This is a genomic window from Anaerofustis stercorihominis (assembly GCF_005844425.1).
In the GTDB taxonomy this organism is placed as follows: Bacteria; Bacillota; Clostridia; order Eubacteriales; family Anaerofustaceae; genus Anaerofustis; species Anaerofustis butyriciformans.
Window position 1 is genome coordinate 32,801 of the sequence record NZ_SPHL01000003.1, and the last position, 17,921, is coordinate 50,721.

Here is a 17,921-nt window from a genome sequence, read left to right on the forward strand (position 1 = left end):
TCTCCTGTTATCTATAATTTATATATAATATTTTCACATAAAATTTTAAGAAGTCTTTCAAGCTCAGATATTTCTTCATCTGATAATAAACTTTTTATATGCTCTTCTATTTCATTTTTTTTCGCATACATTTTTTCTTCCGAATCTGTTACTTTTTTTGTAAGAATAATATTTCTTTTCCTTTTATCCTTTTCACTTCTTTTAATTATGATTAAATCTTTTGATTGTAGTCTTTTTAATATACCTATTACTGTTGGATGAGAAAGGTTAAAATGTTTTTCAATATCCTTTTGATATATTTCTTCATTTTTTCTTTCACATAAAAACTGTAAAACTTCCATTTGGGAGAAAGTCAAATCTAATTCTTTAAGTTCATTGTTTACATAAGATATTAGTGCGTCATTTATTCTTTTAAAATAAAATTCTAAGTTTTCTTCTTTCATAATCTTCCCTTTTTATGTAATATGCTACATATTTTAATCTAATGTATGAATAAAGTCAATAATTCTAAAGAATTCTAATGTAATTTTAATTGACAAACAAAATATAACTTAATATAATATATTTAGATTGTGATTACCACAAGAAGGGGTACACCACCGCGGGTGTAGATTCTTCTTGTGGTATTTTTTTTACGAAAAAGGAGGAAATATGATAAAGATAAACGGTCAAGACACAAAATTATCTGATATTTCTTTAAAAGAACTGCTGGAAAAATGCAATTTTGATAGTGAAAAAGTAGCAGTGGAACTTAATGAAGAAATAATAAGCAAAAAAGATTTTGATAAGATCAAAATAAAAGACAACGACAAAATAGAAGTAGTAAGTTTTGTAGGAGGAGGCTGATGAATAAAGTACCTAAAAAAGAAGAAATAAACCAAATAATAGATATAAGATTTTCAAATGAAATACATGAAAAGCTAAAAAACGCAAAAGTCGCAGTGGCAGGACTTGGAGGACTTGGTTCAAATATAGCCGTAATGCTTGCAAGAAGCGGAATAGAAAATATTCATATAGTCGATTTCGACAAAGTAGACTTAAGCAATTTAAACAGACAAAATTATTATATAAAACACCTTGGCATGAAAAAAACAAAAGCGACAATAGATATATTAAAAGAAGTAAATCCATATTTAAATATTAAAGCTGACGATATAAAGATAAACGAAACAAATGCAGCACAAATATTTAAAGATGACGATATAATATGTGAAGCTTTTGACGATGCAAAAAATAAAGCTATGCTAATAACTGCTATTCTAAGTGAATATAAAGACAAAAAAATTATTTCAGGAAACGGTATGGCTGGATTTGACAGTTCAAACTTAATAAAAACTACAAAAAAAATGAAAACCTTATATATTTGCGGTGATGAGAAAAGCGATATAAATAATGGTATCGGACTTATGGCGCCAAGAGTAAACATATGTGCAGCACATCAAGCAAACATGGCAATAAGACTTATTTTAGGAAAAGAAGAAGTGTAAAGGAGAAAAACAATGCAAAACAAAGAAGACAAACTTATAATCGGAGGAAAAGAATTTTCTTCAAGATTTATCCTAGGTTCAGGAAAATACGACTTAAACTTAATTGATGCGGCAATTAAATATGCCGACGCACAAATAATAACCCTTGCTTTAAGAAGAGCAAACACTGTAAAAGGAGAAAATATTCTTGATTTTATTCCAAAAGGAGTAACCCTTCTACCAAACACATCAGGAGCAAGAAACGCAAAAGAAGCCGTAAGAATAGCAAAGCTTGCAAGAGAACTTGGATGTGGAGACTTTATTAAAATAGAAGTTATACATGAATCAAAATATCTTTTACCTGATAATTACGAAACAATAAAAGCAACAGAAGAGTTAGCAAAAGAAGGATTTATTGTAATGCCTTATATGTATCCTGACTTAAACGCAGCAAGGGATATGGTAAATGCAGGAGCAGCATGTGTAATGCCATTAGCATCCCCTATTGGTTCAAACAAAGGACTTTCTACAAAAGAATTTATAAGAGTACTTATAAACGAAATAGATGTTCCGGTAATAGTTGATGCAGGTCTTGGAAGACCAAGTGAAGCTTGTGAAGTAATGGAAATGGGAGCAGATGCGGTAATGGTAAATACTGCAGTAGCAACAGCAAAAGATATTCCTCTAATGGCAAAAGCATTTAAAGATGCAATAAATGCCGGCAGAAATGCTTATCTTGCAGGTCTTGGAAGAGTTATAGAAGACGGAGCAGTTTCATCTTCTCCGCTAACAGGATTTTTAAGAGACTAAGGAGGCAGAAATGAAAAGCATCGAAGAAATGAGAAAAGTAAGTCATATGGAATATATGGAAGATATGGAACAAATACCTTCAGACATTATGGATAAAGTAATAAACGAAATAGAAAATACAAATTTTGATATATATACAAAAGAAGATGTAATAAGAGCTTTAAACAAAGACGAAAAATCAATAGAAGATTTTAAGGCTTTATTATCCCCTGAAGCTCTGCCTTTCCTTGAAGACATGGCAAAAGCTGCTACAAAAGAAACAAGAAAACATTTTGGGAACTCAATATATCTTTTTACTCCTCTTTATATATCAAACTACTGTGAAAACTATTGTATATACTGTGGATTTAACTGCTACAATAAAATTAAGAGAGCAAAACTTCCATATGAAGATATTGAAAAAGAAATGGAAGCAATAAGTAAAACAGGTATAGAAGAAATACTTATACTAACAGGCGAAAGCAGAAAAATGTCTGATGTTGAATACATAGGTAAAGCCTGCGAAATAGCAAAAAAATACTTTAAAAACGTAGGTATTGAAGTTTATCCTATGAATAGCGATGAATACAAATACTTACACGAACACGGTGCAGATTTTGTAACGGTATTCCAAGAAACATACAATTCAGATAAATATGAAACACTTCATTTAATGGGGCATAAAAGAATTTTCCCTTATAGATTTAATGCACAGGAAAGAGCCTTAATGGGTGGAATGAGAGGAGTTGCCTTTGCGGCATTGCTTGGTCTTGATGATTTTAGAAAAGACGCTCTTGCAACAGGACTTCATGCATATTATCTACAAAGAAAATATCCTCATGCAGAAATATCTTTCTCATGTCCTAGACTTAGACCTATAATAAACAACGACAAAATAAATCCAAAAGACGTACACGAACCACAACTTCTTCAAGTTATGTGTGCATATAGATTATTTATGCCTTTTGCAGGACTAACTATCTCAACAAGAGAAAGAGCAGGATTTAGGGATAATGTTCTTGGAATGTGTGCAACAAAAATATCGGCAGGAGTAAGTACGGGAATTGGAAGTCATACTGATGAAGTAGAAGAAGAAGGAGACGACCAATTTGAAATCAGCGATGCTAGAACTCTTGATGAAGTTTTAGACGCAATTAAAAATAGAGGTCTTCAACCCGTAATGAATGATTATGTATACTTATCATAATTTAATATGTATCACAAACAGACATTTATGCAATATAGATTTTTATAAGAGAATAGAACAAATATGTAAAAAAAATCCTAAAGCTATAGTTTTAAGGGAAAAAGACTTAAAAGAAGATGAATATAAAATACTTGCTATGGAAGTAATAAAAATATGTGATAAATACAGCACAGATATAATACTTCATAATTTCATTGATACAGCAATATCCTTAAATCAAAAGAAAATACATCTTCCTCTTTGGAAAGCAAAAGAGGAAAAAGAAAAGCTTAAATATTTTGATGTTATTGGAATTTCAACACACAGCACTAATGAAGCAATAGAAGCTAAAAATCTTGGCGCAACCTATATAACAGCAGGACATATTTTTGAAACGGACTGTAAAAAAGGTCTTAAAGGTAGAGGGCTAGACTTTTTAAAAGAAGTAACGGAATGTGTCGATATTCCAGTATATGCAATAGGTGGAATTAATAAAGAAAATATTGATAAAGTTATTGATATGGGGGCAAAAGGTGCTTGTATAATGTCTGGATTTATGGAAGGGAAAATATAAAACTGTCTTTTTAGACAGTTTTTTTATTATTTATAACACTTTAATTTATTATTTTAGTTATATCAATTATAATAAATAATAAAATTGATAAATTAATATTATAATGTAAAAAAATAAGGTGATTAAGATGTTACTTAAACAAATATATTATTTTACAAAAATTGTTCAAACTGGAAGCTTTACTTTAGCAGCAGAAGAATGCTATATATCTCAGTCTGCAATATCTCAACAAATTAAAGCTTTAGAATCAGAACTAGGAGTTGAACTTTTAAAAAGAAAAAACAGAGGTTTTTCTTTAACAAGTGCTGGAAAATACTTCTATAAAGAAGGACTTATCCTTCTAGAAAAAGCTGAAGAAATAAAACAAGAAACTATAGCTATTGCAAAAAATAAGAGAAACTATATAAATTTCGGGTATCTAAATAATTATGAAGGTGACAGATTAAAAAAAGCAATTATTAAATTTACATCAATTTATCCTAACACTGATTTAAATTTAATAAGCGGAAACCATGAAGATTTATATGAAAATTTAAGGGATGGTAAAGTTGATATAGTATTAAATGATCAAAGAAGAGCTTTTAGTGATAACTATGTAAATCAATATTTATTTTCAAACAAATATTTTATTGAAGTTTCTAAAACACATCCTTTATCAAATAATGAATTTGTAACAATGCAAGATTTAAAACCTTATACCTGTATTATAATTTCATCTCAAAAGCAGGAAAATAACGAGCAGCTTTTTTATAAAGATATTCTTAATTTTAAGGGAGAAACTATATTTGCAAAGAATAAAGATGAAAGCAAACTATTTATATCCGCCAATAGAGGTTTTAGGTTATGTGAAAAAGAAAATAAAGAAAATAATAATTTAAAAACAATTCCACTGTTTAAAGATAATAAACAAATGGAAATAAAATATTATGCTTTCTGGAAAAAAGACAATAAAAAGTATGATTTAATTGAAGATTTTGCAAAAATGCTACTTAACTAAATCGTAATACGAATCATATGTTCACATAAGTTTTACTTATGATGGTGATATAAAACTTGAATTGCTCCTTTAATAATAAAAATATAAAATATTATTAAAGGAGATGAAGAAAATGAAAAAAGATGTTGTTATTTTAACTGGTGCCGGTCAAATAGGTATGGCAATTGCAAGAAGAGTAGGCTTTGGAAAGAAAATAATTATTGCTGACAAAAATAAAAAAAATGCTGATAATATATCAAACATAATGAATAATGCAGGTTTTGATACTGTATCAAAACAAATGGATTTAGCTTTAAGAAGTTCTATTATTGATATTATTAATTATGCGAAATCATTTGGTGAAATAACTATGCTTATTAATGCCGCAGGAGTATCCCCTTCTCAAGCATCAATAGAAACAATTTTAAAAGTAGATTTATACGGAACCGCCGTGTTATTAGAAGAAGTTGGGAAAGAAATAAAACAAGGTGGATGTGGGGTAACAATATCCTCTCAATCTGGACACAGACTACCAGCATTAACAAAAGAAGAAGATGAGCTACTTGCAACAACACCTACTGAAGAATTATTAAATTTAGATATATTTAAAAATATAAAAGATACACTTCATGCATACCAAATGGCAAAACGATGTAATGTAAAAAGAGTTATGGCAGAAGCTGTAAAATGGGGAGAAAGAAATGCCAGAATAAATTCAATTTCACCAGGAATAATAGTCACTCCTTTAGCAATTGATGAATTCAATGGTGAAAGAGGAGAATTTTATAAAAACATGTTTAAAAACTGCCCTGCAAGACGTCCTGGAACAGCAGATGAAATTGCAAATATAGCTAAACTTCTTTTAAGCGATGAAGGTGCATTTATTACAGGAAGTGACTTTTTAGTTGATGGAGGAGCAACCGCATCATATTTTTATGGACCTTTAAAACAATAAAAAAACAGCTGATTATTCAGCTGTTTTTTCTATTAAATAATTTTTTTCTTTTAATGCTTTTTCAACAAGATCCAAAATTTCTTCACTTTCACTTTCTACAGTATGATAATGATAATTAGAAGTAGTATTTTTTAGAGGTGTAGACTTCCCTTTTTTTATTCCATCAACAAGATTTAACACATCTCTTCTAGATGAAACATCAAGTTTCGCAGTAAGTTTACCATAAACCTTATGGTTTACAAATACATCTATAACTCTAGCCCCTAAATCTACAATAGTATTTAATTCATCTACTATTTCATCATCATTATGATAAACCTTAAAAACTCTTTTAAAAGTATTTTTTCCATTAAGAATATATCCCTTATGTGTAGAAATAATATCGTTATTTTCGGCTCTAAGAAGTGCTATATCTTGGACTATAATCTGCCTGCTTACATTTAATTTTTTTGCAAGAGAACTTCCTGAAACAGGTTCCATATTATATTTTATTATATTTAATATCTCTTTTCTTCTGCTTTTTGCATCCATTATACTTTACCCTACAAAGTTTTTAAATTTTTCATAGATAAATCAAGAATTTTTGCTGAATGAGTAAGTGCACCGCTTGAAATATAATCCACTCCAATATCAGTTAAATTTTTTATATTTTCTTTTGTTACATTTCCAGAACACTCAGTTTGAGCTTTTCCCTTACACATTTTTACAGCTTCTATCATATCTTCTTTTTTCATATTATCAAGCATTATAATATCAGCCCCTGCATCAAGTGCATCTTTTAACATTTCCAAATTTTCAACTTCAACTTCGATTTTTCTTACAAAAGGAGCATATTCTTTTGCCATTTTTACGGCTTCTTTAACCCCTCCCGCAGCAGCGATATGATTATCCTTTAAAAGTATACCATCTGAAAGATTGTATCTGTGATTATATCCACCCCCTACTTTAACTGAATATTTTTCAAATATTCTCATATTTGGGGTTGTCTTTCTAGTGTCTAAAAGCTTTGTTTTTGTTCCTTTAAGCATTGATGCAACTTTATTTGTATAAGTTGCAATACCACTCATTCTTTGAAGATAATTAAGTGCTGTCCTCTCCCCTGAAAGAAGAACTCTTATATCTCCCGTAATTTTACCTATAAGTTGTTTATTCTTTACTTCTTGTCCGTCTTTTACATAAAATTCAACTTTGGTATCTTCATCCAAAAGCTCAAATGTTCTTTTAAATACATCAAGACCGGCTATGATGCCATCTTCCTTACATATAAGTTCAACTTCACCTTTTTTATATTCTTTCATTACGGCATTTGTTGTTATGTCTTCACTTGTAATGTCTTCTCTTAAAGCCTGCATGATAAGATTATCCATATTTAATTTCATACTAATTTGCTCTTTCATGTTCTTCCTTGTTCCTTTCAACTTCTTTAAGAACTTCTTTCTTATATTTTTCTTTTAGAGAAGTATAATCTTTATATTCATCTAAATTAATATTTATATCAATTTTATTTAATTTTTCATCTTTATCAGTTATTTCCTTTGCAGCTCTTTTTGCAAATACTAAACTTTCAAGTAAAGAATTACTTGCCAGTCTGTTTTTACCGTGAACGCCATTACAGCTTGTTTCACCTACTGCATATAAATGTTCCATAGATGTTTTTGAACTGTAATCTACCTTTATTCCGCCCATAAAATAATGCTGAGAAGGAACAACAGGAATAGGTTCTTTTGTAACGTCATATCCTTCTTCAAGACAGTGTTTATATATATTAGGGAAATGATGCTTTATTACTTTTTCATCTATAGGCTTCATTGAAAGCCATACATAAGGCATATTATCTTTTTTCATCTGTTTTAATATTTCTTTTGTAAGTAAATCTCTAGGTAGAAGTTCATTAGCAAATCTTTCCATATTCTTATTTAAAAGAATTGCCCCCTCTCCCCTAACTGATTCGGAAATTAAAAATCTTCTTCCCTTCTTCTTTGAATAAAGAGTTGTTGGATGAATTTGAATATAATCTATATTTTTAAGTTCTATTCCTCTATTTATTGCGATTGCTATAGCATCTGCTGTAATATGTGGAAAATTTGTAGAATTATCATAAAGTCCGCCAATTCCGCCACATGCAAATATAGTATAATCTGCATTTATAAGAAAAACTTCATTTTCTTCATTTCTTGCAACAATGCCATAACATACATTATCTTTTGAAATTATATCAACCATCATAACATGTTCCATTATTGTTATGTTATCTCTCTTTTCTGCTTCTAAAAGCAGCTTAGATGTAATTTCTTTTCCCGTTGTGTCTTCATGAAATAATATTCTTTTGGAAGAATGAGCCCCTTCTCTTGTATATATATAATTATTACCTTCTTTTGCAAAATCTACATTATATTTTTCCAAATCTTTTAATATATCAACAGAAGATCTTATCATTATATCAACGGACCTTTTATCATTTTCATAGTGCCCGGCTTTCATTGTATCTTCAAAATAATTGTCATAATCATCTTCACTTTTTAAAACACACATTCCGCCTTGAGCCAAAAATGAATCACTGTTTTTCGCTTCATCTTTAGTTATTATAATTATATTTTTTTCTTTAGGTAAATTAAGTGCGGCAAAAAGTCCTGCCGCACCTGTACCCACAATTACTATATCTGTTTTCATTATCTCTTCCTTATTTCCCAAGTTCAAGCATTTTTTCCAAAGGTAAATATGCTTCCTTCATTAAATTTTCATCTAATACTACTTCACCACTGCCATTTTCAAGACAGTTAAGTATTTTATCAAGAGTAATTTTTTTCATATCAGGACAAATCTGTTCACATGAAATAGTATAGAATTTTTTATCTTTATTCTTTTCTTTTAACTCATATAAAACACCGGTTTCTGTTACTACAATAAATTCATTACATGAAGAATTTGTGGCATAATCAATAATACCGGCTGTACTGCCTATGTAATCAGCAAGTTTTAATACATCTTCTGTACATTCAGGATGAACCAAAACTTCAGCATTTTCATGAAGCTCTTTTGCCTTTAATAAACTTTCTTTATCCATTTTTTTATGTATAGGACAATATCCGTCATTTAAAATAATGTTTTTATCTTTTACTTTTTCTGATACATATCTTCCTAAATTTTCATCAGGGATAAAGAAAATATTTTTATTTGGCAAACTTTCAACAATTTTTAATGCATTTGAAGATGTTACGCATACATCAGAGTGTGATTTTAATTTTGCACTTGAGTTTACATAACATACAACTGCTAAATCATCGTATTCCTTTTTCATTTGTTCTATTTTTTCTACACTTGCCATATGTGCCATTGGACAATCTGCACTTTCATCAGGCATTAAAACCTTTTTATTTGGATTAAGTATCTTTGCACTCTCTCCCATAAAAGATACTCCGCAGAATACTATTACATCTTCTTTTATTTTTGTTGCCACTTTTGCAAGATAAAATGAATCTCCAACATAATCTGCTATTTTTTGTATTTCATCATCCACATAATAATGTGCCAATATAACTGCATTTTTTTCTTTTTTTAATTTCTCGATTTTACTAATAACTGTATCTCCCATTTTATACTCCTTAATTGACTTGTCACATATTATAGCACTAAACTTTACATATGACAAGACAGTTGTAAATAATATTAAAAATACTTTATTACTATTAGAAAAAAACAAATTTTATTATATAATTATGGTAGACTTTTTATATTAAAATATGTTACCATAGGCTAACATAATACAATTTAAGGAGAGTTATATGCTATTACATTCTTTGGAACATGCTTTTACCGACAGCATTAAAATATTTCCGTTTTTACTTATTACATATATAATACTTGAATTTATTGAACATAAAACAGAAGATAAATTTAATAAGATAATTGAAAAAGCAGGTATATTCGGCCCAATTTTAGGAGCTTTGCTTGGAGCAATACCACAATGTGGATTTTCAACTGCCGCATCAAATTTTTACGCAGGAAGAATAATTTCCCTTGGTACCTTAATTGCAATCTTTTTATCAACATCAGATGAAATGCTTCCTATAATGATTGCAAGTGCTGCTCCTATTTCTTTAATACTTAAGATAATTTTTTCAAAAGTGATAATCGGAATATTTTTTGGGTTAATAATAGATATACTACTTAGAAAATCAGACATAGACCATAAAGTCAATATGGGACACAGTGATAACCATATGCATGATGATTGCAAAGAAGAAGAAAGTTTTTTGTTTTCTGCAATTAAACACACTATAAATATTTTTATTTTCATATTTATATTTACATTTGTACTAAATATTTTTATTGAATTTATTGGAGAAGAAAATCTTTCAAACATTATTTTAAATAAACCTGTAATAGGTTCATTAATAGCAGGAATTGTAGGACTTATACCTAACTGTGCAGGTTCAGTAATAATAACAAATTTATATTTAAGTGGAGGACTCGGCTTTGGAGCCATGATGGCAGGATTACTGGTAAGTGCAGGAGTTGGTCTTTTGGTTTTATTTAAGGTTAACAAGGACAGAAAAGAAAATATTAAAATTCTTATCCTTCTCTATCTAATAGGTTCAATTTGCGGGATAATAATTGATTTATTTTCAAACTTTATATAAAAAAGGTATATCAAATTGATATACCTTTTTATTTTTATAGTGTAAATATAAATTTCTGTGTTATTGCAACTTCAGTAAAAAACAAAAGAAAGAGCTAAAAGAATATATATTAATCGCTGTAGAATTCTTCTTGTGTTTCTATGCAATATGCCGCCAACTTTCCTCCATATACACAACCGCAATCTATGGCAATATGCCCATTTTGTTTGTATATATGAGGTTTTCTGTCATCATTAATTAACATAGTCGGAGTATGTCCGCTTATAAAAAAAGTATTTTCATCTTCAAGATATCTTTTTGAATAGTCACTTCTTCCTTCTATATAATCAAATATTTCATATTCACCGATTTCTTTATCTTTATCAAAATTTTCAAGTCCGGCATGAGTAAGAATATAATGTTTATTGTTATGATATATTTCTTCATATAAACTTGCATTTTCTATATAATGAGCCAATGCTATCTTTTCTTCTTTACTCATCTTTTTAAATTCATTCATTGTTATTTTCCCGCCGCTTTCGCTCCATGCAAAATATAAATCAATATCCGCAGAAGATAAGCTTTTCTTATCTTTATCTTTTAAATCATTGTCAAATTTTTTTATCATTTCATAAAAAAGAAAATCATGATTTCCTAGAAGATAAACAACATTTTTCCTATTCATTATATCTTTAAATACATCCATTGGTTTGGGTCCTCTGTCCACCACATCACCTAAAATATATAATGTATCTTTCTCTTTCAAGTTTATTTTATTAATTAAATCCATGTACTCATCATAACAACCATGTATATCACTTATTATATATCTCATAAAAACCCTCTGATTTTATTTTATATAGTAATTTTATCATAAAATATAAATTTATAATGTTTTATAATATTAATTTTTTTTAATAAAAAAACACCCTTAATAAAGGGTGTTTTAATTTCGCTTCACTTAAATTACATCATTGGAGGTGTCATTTGAGGAGCGTTGTCTTCTGATTTAATATCAGCAACACTAGCTTCTGTTGTAAGGAACATAGCACTTACACTTGCAGCATTTTGCATAGCTGATCTTGTTACTTTAGTTGGGTCTACGATACCTGCTTCAACCATGTCTTTATATTCAAAGTTAAATGCATCGAAACCTTTACCTTTTTCTTCATTTAATAATTTATCAACTACTACACTACCTTCAACACCTGCGTTAAATGCGATTTGTCTAAGTGGAGCTTCAACAGCTTTTCTGATAATTGCAGCACCTGTTTTTTCATCTCCTTCTAGAGAGTTTACAAGTTCGTCTAATGCTGGAATTGTAGAAATCATTGCGCTACCACCACCAGGAACGATACCTTCTTCTACAGCTGCTCTTGTAGCATTAAGAGCATCTTCGATTCTGTATTTCTTTTCTTTCATTTCTGTTTCTGTTGCAGCACCTACTTGAATTACTGCTACACCGCCAGAAAGTTTAGCAAGTCTTTCTTGTAATTTTTCTTTGTCATATTCTGAAGTTGTTTCAGGAATTTGAGCTTTAATTTGATTTCTTCTGTCTTCGATTTTTTCTGGGTCCCCATGACCTTCAACGATGATTGTGTTTTCTTTATCAACTCTGATTTGTGTTGCTCTACCAAGCATATCAAGAGTTGTAGATTTAAGATCCATACCTAAATCATCACTTATTACTGTACCACCTGTTAAAATTGCTAAATCATCAAGCATAGCTTTTCTTCTATCACCAAATCCAGGAGCTTTTACTGCTACACAGTTAATTACGCCTCTAAGTTTATTTACAATTAATGTAGAAAGAGCTTCGCCTTCGATATCATCAGCAATGATAAGTAAGTTACCTGCAGCTTGTTGTAATTCTGTTAATAAAGGTAAGATTTCTTGCATATTGCTGATTTTTTTATCTGTTAATAAGATGTATGGTTTGTCATATACACATTCCATTTTTTCTACATCTGTTGCCATGTATGCTGATAAATAACCTCTGTCAAATTGCATACCTTCTGTGAATTCAAGTTCAACTTTCATTGACTTTCCTTCTTCGATTGTAATAACACCGTCATTACCAACTTTTTCCATAGCTTCTGAAATAAGTTCACCTACTGTTTCATCAGCTGAAGAAATAGCTGCTACTTGAGCAATAGCTTTTTTACCTTCAACAGGTTTAGAAATTTTCTTAAGTTCTTCAACGAATTTATCTACTGCTTTTTCGATACCTTTTTTAAGTACCATTGGGTTTGCTCCTGCTGCAACGTTTTTAAGACCTTCTCCGATAATTGCTTGAGCAAGTACAGTTGCTGTTGTTGTTCCGTCCCCTGCTGCATCGTTTGTGTTTGTTGCAACTTCTTTTACAAGTTGTGCACCCATATTTTCAAAGTTATCTTCAAGTTCGATTTCTCTTGCAATTGTTACACCATCATTTGTAATGATTGGAGAACCAAAGCTTTTACCAAGAACAACATTTCTTCCTCTTGGTCCTAATGTTACTTTAACTGTATCAGCTAATTTATCAACTCCGGCTTTTAAACCTTCTCTTGCTTCAATTCCGTATTTAATTTCTTTTGCCATTTTATATCACCTTTCCTTATCTACTAATTATTAAAATTATTTAACAATAGCTAAAATATCGTTTTGTCTTAAAATAAGATATTCTTCGCCTTCTAATTTTACTTCTGAGCCTGCATATTTTGAATAAATAACAGTATCTCCTTCTTTTACGTCTAAAGCAACTTTTTTACCATCTACGATTTCACCTGTACCAACAGCGATTACTTCACCCATAACAGGTTTTTCTTTTGCTGTATCAGGTAAAATGATACCTGTTGCTGTTTTATTTTCTTCTTCTTTTACTTTTATTACGACTTTGTCGCCAAGTGGTTGTAATTTCATGATTAACTCACGCCTCCTAAAATATATTTTATATTAGTTATAATCAATCTCGTTAGCACTCCTCTTCTCTGAGTGCTAATAGTATTTTAGCACACTTATATATATTGTCAATAGTATTTATAAAAAAAATTAATTATCTTTTAAAATTTTTCTCTAATTTAATGTTAAAGATAATTATAAAAAAAGAACCGAGAAATTAAAATTCTCTCGGCTCTGAATTTAAAATATATTCTCTTTTTACTCTTTTGTTTATACAACATAAAAGCTCATAAGGAATTGTTTCACATAATATAGCTAAATCTGAAACACTTATATTTTCTCCAAATATTTCAACGCTATCTCCTATGTTTATGTCTGCATCCATAGGAATTTCAAGCATTGTCATATCCATACATACGTTTCCTATTACACTACATTCATATTTACCATTAACAAGAACCTTTCCTTTGTTTGAAAGCTTTCTGTTATATCCGTCTGCATACCCTACACACATTACGGCAACTCTTGTTTTTTTATCAGCTGTAAAAGTTCTTCCATAACCTATGGTTTCTCCTTTTTCCACTGTAAAAATATTGCTTATGCTTGTGTGAAAAGACATAACAGGTTTATAAGGATTAATCTCGGGTTTAATCTCTGAAGGATAAATTCCATAAAGAACAATACCAGCTCTTACACCATCAAGATAATATTCATCTAAATCAGTTATCGCGGCAGAATTTGCTATGTGTTTTATTTTTATGTCAAAGCCATATTCTTTAGCTTTATTTATTGCATATTCAAATATTTCATATTGCATTTTGCTATAAGTTTTATCAACTTCGTCACTTGTTGCAAAATGAGAAAAAATTCCTTCAAATTCAAGATTTGTAAGCTCCTTTAAAGCGGCAAAAGCACTGTCAATTTCATGCTTTTTAAATCCAAGTCTGTTCATGCCTGTATTAATTTTAATATGTACCCTTGCTTTTGTATTGTTTTTTAAAGCTTCTTCATTTAATTTCTTTGCAAAATCAAGATTGTATATTGCAGGAATAATATTATTTTCTAAAATTTTATTAATCTTTCTATCCGGAACATAACCAAGTATTAATATATCACTGTCAATACCATACTCTCTTAGACACATAGCTTCATACACACTGGAAACAGCAAATAAATCAGCTCCTTCTTCCATTAGAACTTTTGCACATATTTCTGCACCGTGTCCGTATGCATCAGCTTTAATTACAGGTATTACTTTTTTATCTCCAACTTTATTTTTTATTACTCTGTAATTATTAATTAAATTATCTAAATTTATCTTTACACCCGTTTGAAATCTTTCCATTTTCAAATTACTCCATAATATTCATTTTTTGATAAAATTTTACAAAATATAATGAATTTGTTATCTTTTCTACAAATTTATACACATATCAACAGACTTATCCACAGTTTTCCACAATTATTCACATTTAAAAGTACTTATTTTAAGGGATTTTGTCTATTTTATACACATGAATTATCAACAATTTTATTATATTTTACATTGATGATGTTTAAAAATCCACAAAAAATGTTGATAATTTTTATTACATTTTTATTAACTTTTTAACTATATATTACAATTTTAAGTCAGGATTTGCATTTAAAATCAGACTGTCTTTTTTGTTATTTATATAATTAAAATATCCACTACATCCAATCATTGCAGCATTGTCCGTACAATAAACTTTATCAGGAATAAATAATTCTATGCCTTCTTCTTCGCATCGTTTTTTTAGTTCATTTCTCAGCATATCGTTACAAAGAACTCCACCACCGACACAAAGTGTCTTCATATTTTCTTTTTTCAGTGCTAACATTGTTTTATTTACTATTGTATCTACAACACATCTGTTAAAGCTTGCACAAACATTGTCTATGTTAATCTCTTCATTTTTCATTTTCTTACTATTTAAATAGTTAAGTACCGCACTTTTTAGTCCACTAAAACTAAAATCAAGATTATCCTTACCCATCATAACAATAGGAAAATCAATGCTGTGTTCATCTCCTTGTTTTGCATGCTTATCTATTTGAACTCCTCCCGGATAAGAAAGTCCAAGGCTTCTTGCAACCTTATCAAAAGCTTCCCCCGCAGCATCATCTTTAGTAGAACCAAGAAGTTCGAAATCAGTATAGCTATTAACCTTTGTTATATTTGTGTGTCCTCCGCTTGCCGTTAAACATACAAAAGGAGGTTTTGCACCCATAAGAAAACTTGCGCTTATATGCCCTGCCATATGGTTTACACCAACTAAGTCTTTATTTAAACTAAAAGCAAGAGCTTTTGCATAAGATAAACCTATAAGTAAAGCTCCAACAAGCCCTGGTCCTGTGGTAACGCTTATAAAATCAATATCATCAAAAGTTACACCTGCATCTGATAGTGCTTTATCTACAACACTTGAAATCTTCATTAAATGATTTCTAGATGCAATTTCCGGAACAACCCCTCCGTAAACTTTATGAATATCAATTTGTGTATGAATTACGTTTGACCTAACTTTTATACCGTCTTCAACAACTGCAACACTTGTTTCGTCACAGGAAGTTTCAATCGCTAAAGTTAAAATACTACTCATCTTCTTTATCCTCTTTTTTATTTATATCTTCAGTTTCTTCTTGTTTTTCATTATCATCATTTTCTTTTAGAGTTTCTTCTCTTTTTCTCATTGCTTCTTCAAATTTTCTGCTTTTCATTTGTTCAAATTTTTGTTTAGTTCTGATTATATCTTCTCTGCTGTCATTAATACTCATTAGTGTTATATATTCTGTCTTTTCCCTTTTCATTTGGAAACGCAAATATAGTGAAACAAGCATTACAATGCTTCCTATTCCTATTAAATTAAATACAAATATAATAAGTGAACTTAATATACCTATAGACAAAAATTCCAATGCAAGCAGAATAAACACACCAGTAAGCATTTTACTAGATAATTTTTGACCTTTTACAAAAAGTCCGCCAATAACAAGAGCCGTTGGAATAGTTGCAATATAAGTTAAGTTAAAATATAAACTTAACAAATGAAGCGCAACCGGAATGCCGACAACTGTCATTATTAATATAAACATAAGAGGAGTTATTACAAGCATTGTAAGAGCCCCCATGCTTAAACATTTTAAAATATTTCTTCTTGCAAATATCTCTACTTTTAAAGCACTTATAGGGAATAATTTTATAAGAATTAAGCCTATGATTAAAATTGTTATCTTGCTTAAATTATTATAATATCCAAGAAAATCTGCAAACACACTGCTATCAGAAGTCGTAATGCTTTGAGGAATATTAAGACCTAAATCTTTTTTTTCTACTCCTCCTTTTATCTTGCTTTCTTTTGTCTTAACTATAGGATTTTCACTTTCATATATAAGTTTACCTTCTATCTCAGCTTCTTTTCCTATTACAAGTTCATTACATCCAACCTTAACATCACCATTTATTTTACTGTTAATTGTTACGCTATCCCCAACAATAAAAACATTTCCGTTAACAGTTCCTTTTAAAAGAACATCATCCACAAATACATTTACATCTTCTTTTATAAATGTTTTTTCGTTTGTAATTAATTTATCTCCATATACAATTAAATCACCGTTTATTGTAGCATTATTTAGATATAAATTATTATAAAAGCCTATTAAATCTTTATTGATTGTACCTGTAGAATTAAATTCAGGTGAAAATGATATAACACTTCCATCAATGTATCCCTTATTTTCCATATTGCTTGTAAGTGCTATTACATTACCGTTTATCTTTCCTTCATTTACTATATTTGTATAAACTCCCATAAAAATGGATTTATCATATGTATCTTTTTTATTTAATGAAAAAAAGGTTCTTGTTGTATTTGTTTTTTTTTCTTCTGTCCCATCAGTTTTTGATGCAGCAAGAATAAATGAAGGCACCATACAAAGTACCAATATAATTAATATAAAAATATTTATCTTATTCTTAAATTTTTTTGTCATTATATCTCCCCAAAATTATTCTTCAAATCGCCACATTATATAAGCATCTTCATGATTATCCGCATAATAATTTTTTCTTTTTCCGTAAATTTTAAATCCAGCACTTTCATATAAATTTATTGCAGGCTCATTAGATTCCCTAACTTCCAAAGTCATTTCATTAATGCCTTTTTTTAATGCGTGCTTTATAAGGATAAGCAAAAGATCCTTTCCATACCCTTTTCCTCTTCTGTTTTCCTTTATACCCATTGTCGTAATATGCCCTTGCCCGACAATATCCTGATAACCTCCAAAAGCTATAAGCTCATCTTTATCATAAAAAACTATATAATAACTTTTATCGTTTATAAGCTCTGAAAAAATAGAATTATCAGACCATGGATTTGCAAAACAACCTTTTTCAAACTCAATTATATCTTCTATATCGGTAATTACCGCTTCTCTTACCAAAATACTCAT

At 29.5% G+C, this 17,921-nt stretch carries 20 protein-coding genes; 8 read left to right on the forward strand and 12 right to left on the reverse strand.

Features of this window, described 5'->3' with window-relative positions; genetic code table 11:
• Positions 1-11: 11 nt before the first annotated feature.
• On the reverse strand, positions 12-443 hold the full coding sequence (locus FGQ49_RS01595; RefSeq protein ID WP_138268177.1) for a MarR family winged helix-turn-helix transcriptional regulator: 432 nt from the start codon (positions 441-443) through the stop codon (positions 12-14).
• Between the two features lie 208 nt (positions 444-651).
• On the opposite strand from FGQ49_RS01595, the gene thiS reads away from it, so the two are divergent.
• The 7 genes from thiS to FGQ49_RS01630 all read left to right on the forward strand — a co-directional run bounded on the left by thiS (position 652) and on the right by FGQ49_RS01630 (position 5,946).
• The gene (thiS, locus tag FGQ49_RS01600; RefSeq protein ID WP_138268178.1) at positions 652-846 is read left to right on the forward strand and encodes a sulfur carrier protein ThiS; all 195 of its coding nucleotides are present in this window, start codon (positions 652-654) and stop codon (positions 844-846) included.
• A complete protein-coding gene (gene thiF, locus FGQ49_RS01605; RefSeq protein WP_138268179.1) occupies positions 846-1,487 on the forward strand; it encodes a sulfur carrier protein ThiS adenylyltransferase ThiF in 642 nt (213 codons plus the stop codon). Before thiS ends, thiF begins: the two co-directional genes overlap by 1 nt.
• Before the next feature lie 12 nt (positions 1,488-1,499).
• Positions 1,500-2,276 carry a thiazole synthase gene (locus tag FGQ49_RS01610; protein WP_138268180.1) on the forward strand — a complete coding sequence of 259 codons (777 nt, stop codon included), beginning with the start codon at positions 1,500-1,502 and terminating at the stop codon, positions 2,274-2,276.
• A gap of 10 nt (positions 2,277-2,286) precedes the next feature.
• Entirely contained in the window at positions 2,287-3,462 is a 1,176-nt protein-coding gene (thiH, locus tag FGQ49_RS01615) for a 2-iminoacetate synthase ThiH (protein WP_138268181.1), read from the forward strand.
• Positions 3,446-4,015 carry a thiamine phosphate synthase gene (locus FGQ49_RS01620; protein WP_138268182.1) on the forward strand — a complete coding sequence of 190 codons (570 nt, stop codon included), beginning with the start codon at positions 3,446-3,448 and terminating at the stop codon, positions 4,013-4,015. Before thiH ends, FGQ49_RS01620 begins: the two co-directional genes overlap by 17 nt.
• A gap of 127 nt (positions 4,016-4,142) precedes the next feature.
• Positions 4,143-5,012 (forward strand): LysR family transcriptional regulator, encoded by an 870-nt coding sequence (locus FGQ49_RS01625; protein WP_138268183.1) that lies wholly within the window; start codon positions 4,143-4,145, stop codon positions 5,010-5,012.
• Between the two features lie 112 nt (positions 5,013-5,124).
• A complete protein-coding gene (locus tag FGQ49_RS01630) occupies positions 5,125-5,946 on the forward strand; it encodes an SDR family oxidoreductase (RefSeq protein WP_138268184.1) in 822 nt (273 codons plus the stop codon).
• A gap of 12 nt (positions 5,947-5,958) precedes the next feature.
• Here the strand turns inward: FGQ49_RS01630 and FGQ49_RS01635 are convergent, their stop codons facing one another.
• The 4 genes from FGQ49_RS01635 to nadA are packed head-to-tail and all read right to left on the reverse strand — an operon-like array spanning position 5,959 to position 9,538.
• Positions 5,959-6,477, reverse strand: a complete 519-nt coding sequence (locus FGQ49_RS01635) for a transcription repressor NadR (protein ID WP_138268185.1) — start codon at positions 6,475-6,477, stop codon at positions 5,959-5,961.
• Positions 6,478-6,488: 11 nt separating this feature from the next.
• Complete coding sequence (gene nadC, locus FGQ49_RS01640) at positions 6,489-7,343, reverse strand: carboxylating nicotinate-nucleotide diphosphorylase (RefSeq protein ID WP_138268186.1); 855 nt, start codon at positions 7,341-7,343, stop codon at positions 6,489-6,491.
• Positions 7,327-8,616, reverse strand: coding sequence for an L-aspartate oxidase (locus tag FGQ49_RS01645; RefSeq protein WP_138268187.1), 1,290 nt, complete (start codon positions 8,614-8,616; stop codon positions 7,327-7,329). Before FGQ49_RS01645 ends, nadC begins: the two co-directional genes overlap by 17 nt.
• 10 nt (positions 8,617-8,626) lie before the next feature.
• A complete protein-coding gene (nadA, locus tag FGQ49_RS01650) occupies positions 8,627-9,538 on the reverse strand; it encodes a quinolinate synthase NadA (protein WP_138268188.1) in 912 nt (303 codons plus the stop codon).
• Between the two features lie 190 nt (positions 9,539-9,728).
• Here nadA and FGQ49_RS01655 point away from each other — a divergent pair, with 190 nt between their 5' ends.
• Positions 9,729-10,586: a putative manganese transporter gene (locus tag FGQ49_RS01655; protein ID WP_138268189.1), complete on the forward strand. Its 858-nt coding sequence runs from the start codon at positions 9,729-9,731 to the stop codon at positions 10,584-10,586.
• Between the two features lie 109 nt (positions 10,587-10,695).
• On the opposite strand, the gene FGQ49_RS01660 is transcribed toward FGQ49_RS01655, so the two are convergent.
• From FGQ49_RS01660 to rimI, 7 genes are all read right to left on the reverse strand, one after another.
• Complete coding sequence (locus FGQ49_RS01660; RefSeq protein WP_138268190.1) at positions 10,696-11,400, reverse strand: metallophosphoesterase; 705 nt, start codon at positions 11,398-11,400, stop codon at positions 10,696-10,698.
• Positions 11,401-11,531: 131 nt separating this feature from the next.
• Positions 11,532-13,145: a chaperonin GroEL gene (groL, locus tag FGQ49_RS01665; protein WP_138268191.1), complete on the reverse strand. Its 1,614-nt coding sequence runs from the start codon at positions 13,143-13,145 to the stop codon at positions 11,532-11,534.
• Positions 13,146-13,181: 36 nt separating this feature from the next.
• Positions 13,182-13,466: a co-chaperone GroES gene (groES, locus tag FGQ49_RS01670; protein WP_138268192.1), complete on the reverse strand. Its 285-nt coding sequence runs from the start codon at positions 13,464-13,466 to the stop codon at positions 13,182-13,184.
• A gap of 196 nt (positions 13,467-13,662) precedes the next feature.
• A complete protein-coding gene (gene alr, locus FGQ49_RS01675; RefSeq protein WP_138268193.1) occupies positions 13,663-14,790 on the reverse strand; it encodes an alanine racemase in 1,128 nt (375 codons plus the stop codon).
• 274 nt (positions 14,791-15,064) lie between these two features.
• Positions 15,065-16,069: a tRNA (adenosine(37)-N6)-threonylcarbamoyltransferase complex transferase subunit TsaD gene (gene tsaD, locus FGQ49_RS01680; RefSeq protein WP_138268194.1), complete on the reverse strand. Its 1,005-nt coding sequence runs from the start codon at positions 16,067-16,069 to the stop codon at positions 15,065-15,067.
• Positions 16,062-17,462 (reverse strand): hypothetical protein, encoded by a 1,401-nt coding sequence (locus FGQ49_RS01685; protein ID WP_138268195.1) that lies wholly within the window; start codon positions 17,460-17,462, stop codon positions 16,062-16,064. Before FGQ49_RS01685 ends, tsaD begins: the two co-directional genes overlap by 8 nt.
• 15 nt (positions 17,463-17,477) lie before the next feature.
• On the reverse strand, positions 17,478-17,921 hold the full coding sequence (gene rimI / locus FGQ49_RS01690; RefSeq protein ID WP_138268196.1) for a ribosomal protein S18-alanine N-acetyltransferase: 444 nt from the start codon (positions 17,919-17,921) through the stop codon (positions 17,478-17,480).

What these genes read in the sequence shown, in the direction of transcription:
- FGQ49_RS01595 (WP_138268177.1), bottom strand. Translation starts at nt 443, where the DNA reads ATGAAAGAAGAAAACTTAGAATTTTATTTTAAAAGAATAAATGACGCA.
- thiS (WP_138268178.1), top strand. Translation starts at nt 652, where the DNA reads ATGATAAAGATAAACGGTCAAGACACAAAATTATCTGATATTTCTTTA.
- thiF (WP_138268179.1), top strand. Translation starts at nt 846, where the DNA reads ATGAATAAAGTACCTAAAAAAGAAGAAATAAACCAAATAATAGATATA.
- FGQ49_RS01610 (WP_138268180.1), top strand. Translation starts at nt 1,500, where the DNA reads ATGCAAAACAAAGAAGACAAACTTATAATCGGAGGAAAAGAATTTTCT.
- thiH (WP_138268181.1), top strand. Translation starts at nt 2,287, where the DNA reads ATGAAAAGCATCGAAGAAATGAGAAAAGTAAGTCATATGGAATATATG.
- FGQ49_RS01620 (WP_138268182.1), top strand. Translation starts at nt 3,446, where the DNA reads ATGTATACTTATCATAATTTAATATGTATCACAAACAGACATTTATGC.
- FGQ49_RS01625 (WP_138268183.1), top strand. Translation starts at nt 4,143, where the DNA reads ATGTTACTTAAACAAATATATTATTTTACAAAAATTGTTCAAACTGGA.
- FGQ49_RS01630 (WP_138268184.1), top strand. Translation starts at nt 5,125, where the DNA reads ATGAAAAAAGATGTTGTTATTTTAACTGGTGCCGGTCAAATAGGTATG.
- FGQ49_RS01635 (WP_138268185.1), bottom strand. Translation starts at nt 6,477, where the DNA reads ATGGATGCAAAAAGCAGAAGAAAAGAGATATTAAATATAATAAAATAT.
- nadC (WP_138268186.1), bottom strand. Translation starts at nt 7,343, where the DNA reads ATGAAAGAGCAAATTAGTATGAAATTAAATATGGATAATCTTATCATG.
- FGQ49_RS01645 (WP_138268187.1), bottom strand. Translation starts at nt 8,616, where the DNA reads ATGAAAACAGATATAGTAATTGTGGGTACAGGTGCGGCAGGACTTTTT.
- nadA (WP_138268188.1), bottom strand. Translation starts at nt 9,538, where the DNA reads ATGGGAGATACAGTTATTAGTAAAATCGAGAAATTAAAAAAAGAAAAA.
- FGQ49_RS01655 (WP_138268189.1), top strand. Translation starts at nt 9,729, where the DNA reads ATGCTATTACATTCTTTGGAACATGCTTTTACCGACAGCATTAAAATA.
- FGQ49_RS01660 (WP_138268190.1), bottom strand. Translation starts at nt 11,400, where the DNA reads ATGAGATATATAATAAGTGATATACATGGTTGTTATGATGAGTACATG.
- groL (WP_138268191.1), bottom strand. Translation starts at nt 13,145, where the DNA reads ATGGCAAAAGAAATTAAATACGGAATTGAAGCAAGAGAAGGTTTAAAA.
- groES (WP_138268192.1), bottom strand. Translation starts at nt 13,466, where the DNA reads ATGAAATTACAACCACTTGGCGACAAAGTCGTAATAAAAGTAAAAGAA.
- alr (WP_138268193.1), bottom strand. Translation starts at nt 14,790, where the DNA reads ATGGAAAGATTTCAAACGGGTGTAAAGATAAATTTAGATAATTTAATT.
- tsaD (WP_138268194.1), bottom strand. Translation starts at nt 16,069, where the DNA reads ATGAGTAGTATTTTAACTTTAGCGATTGAAACTTCCTGTGACGAAACA.
- FGQ49_RS01685 (WP_138268195.1), bottom strand. Translation starts at nt 17,462, where the DNA reads ATGACAAAAAAATTTAAGAATAAGATAAATATTTTTATATTAATTATA.
- rimI (WP_138268196.1), bottom strand. Translation starts at nt 17,921, where the DNA reads ATGAGTATTTTGGTAAGAGAAGCGGTAATTACCGATATAGAAGATATA.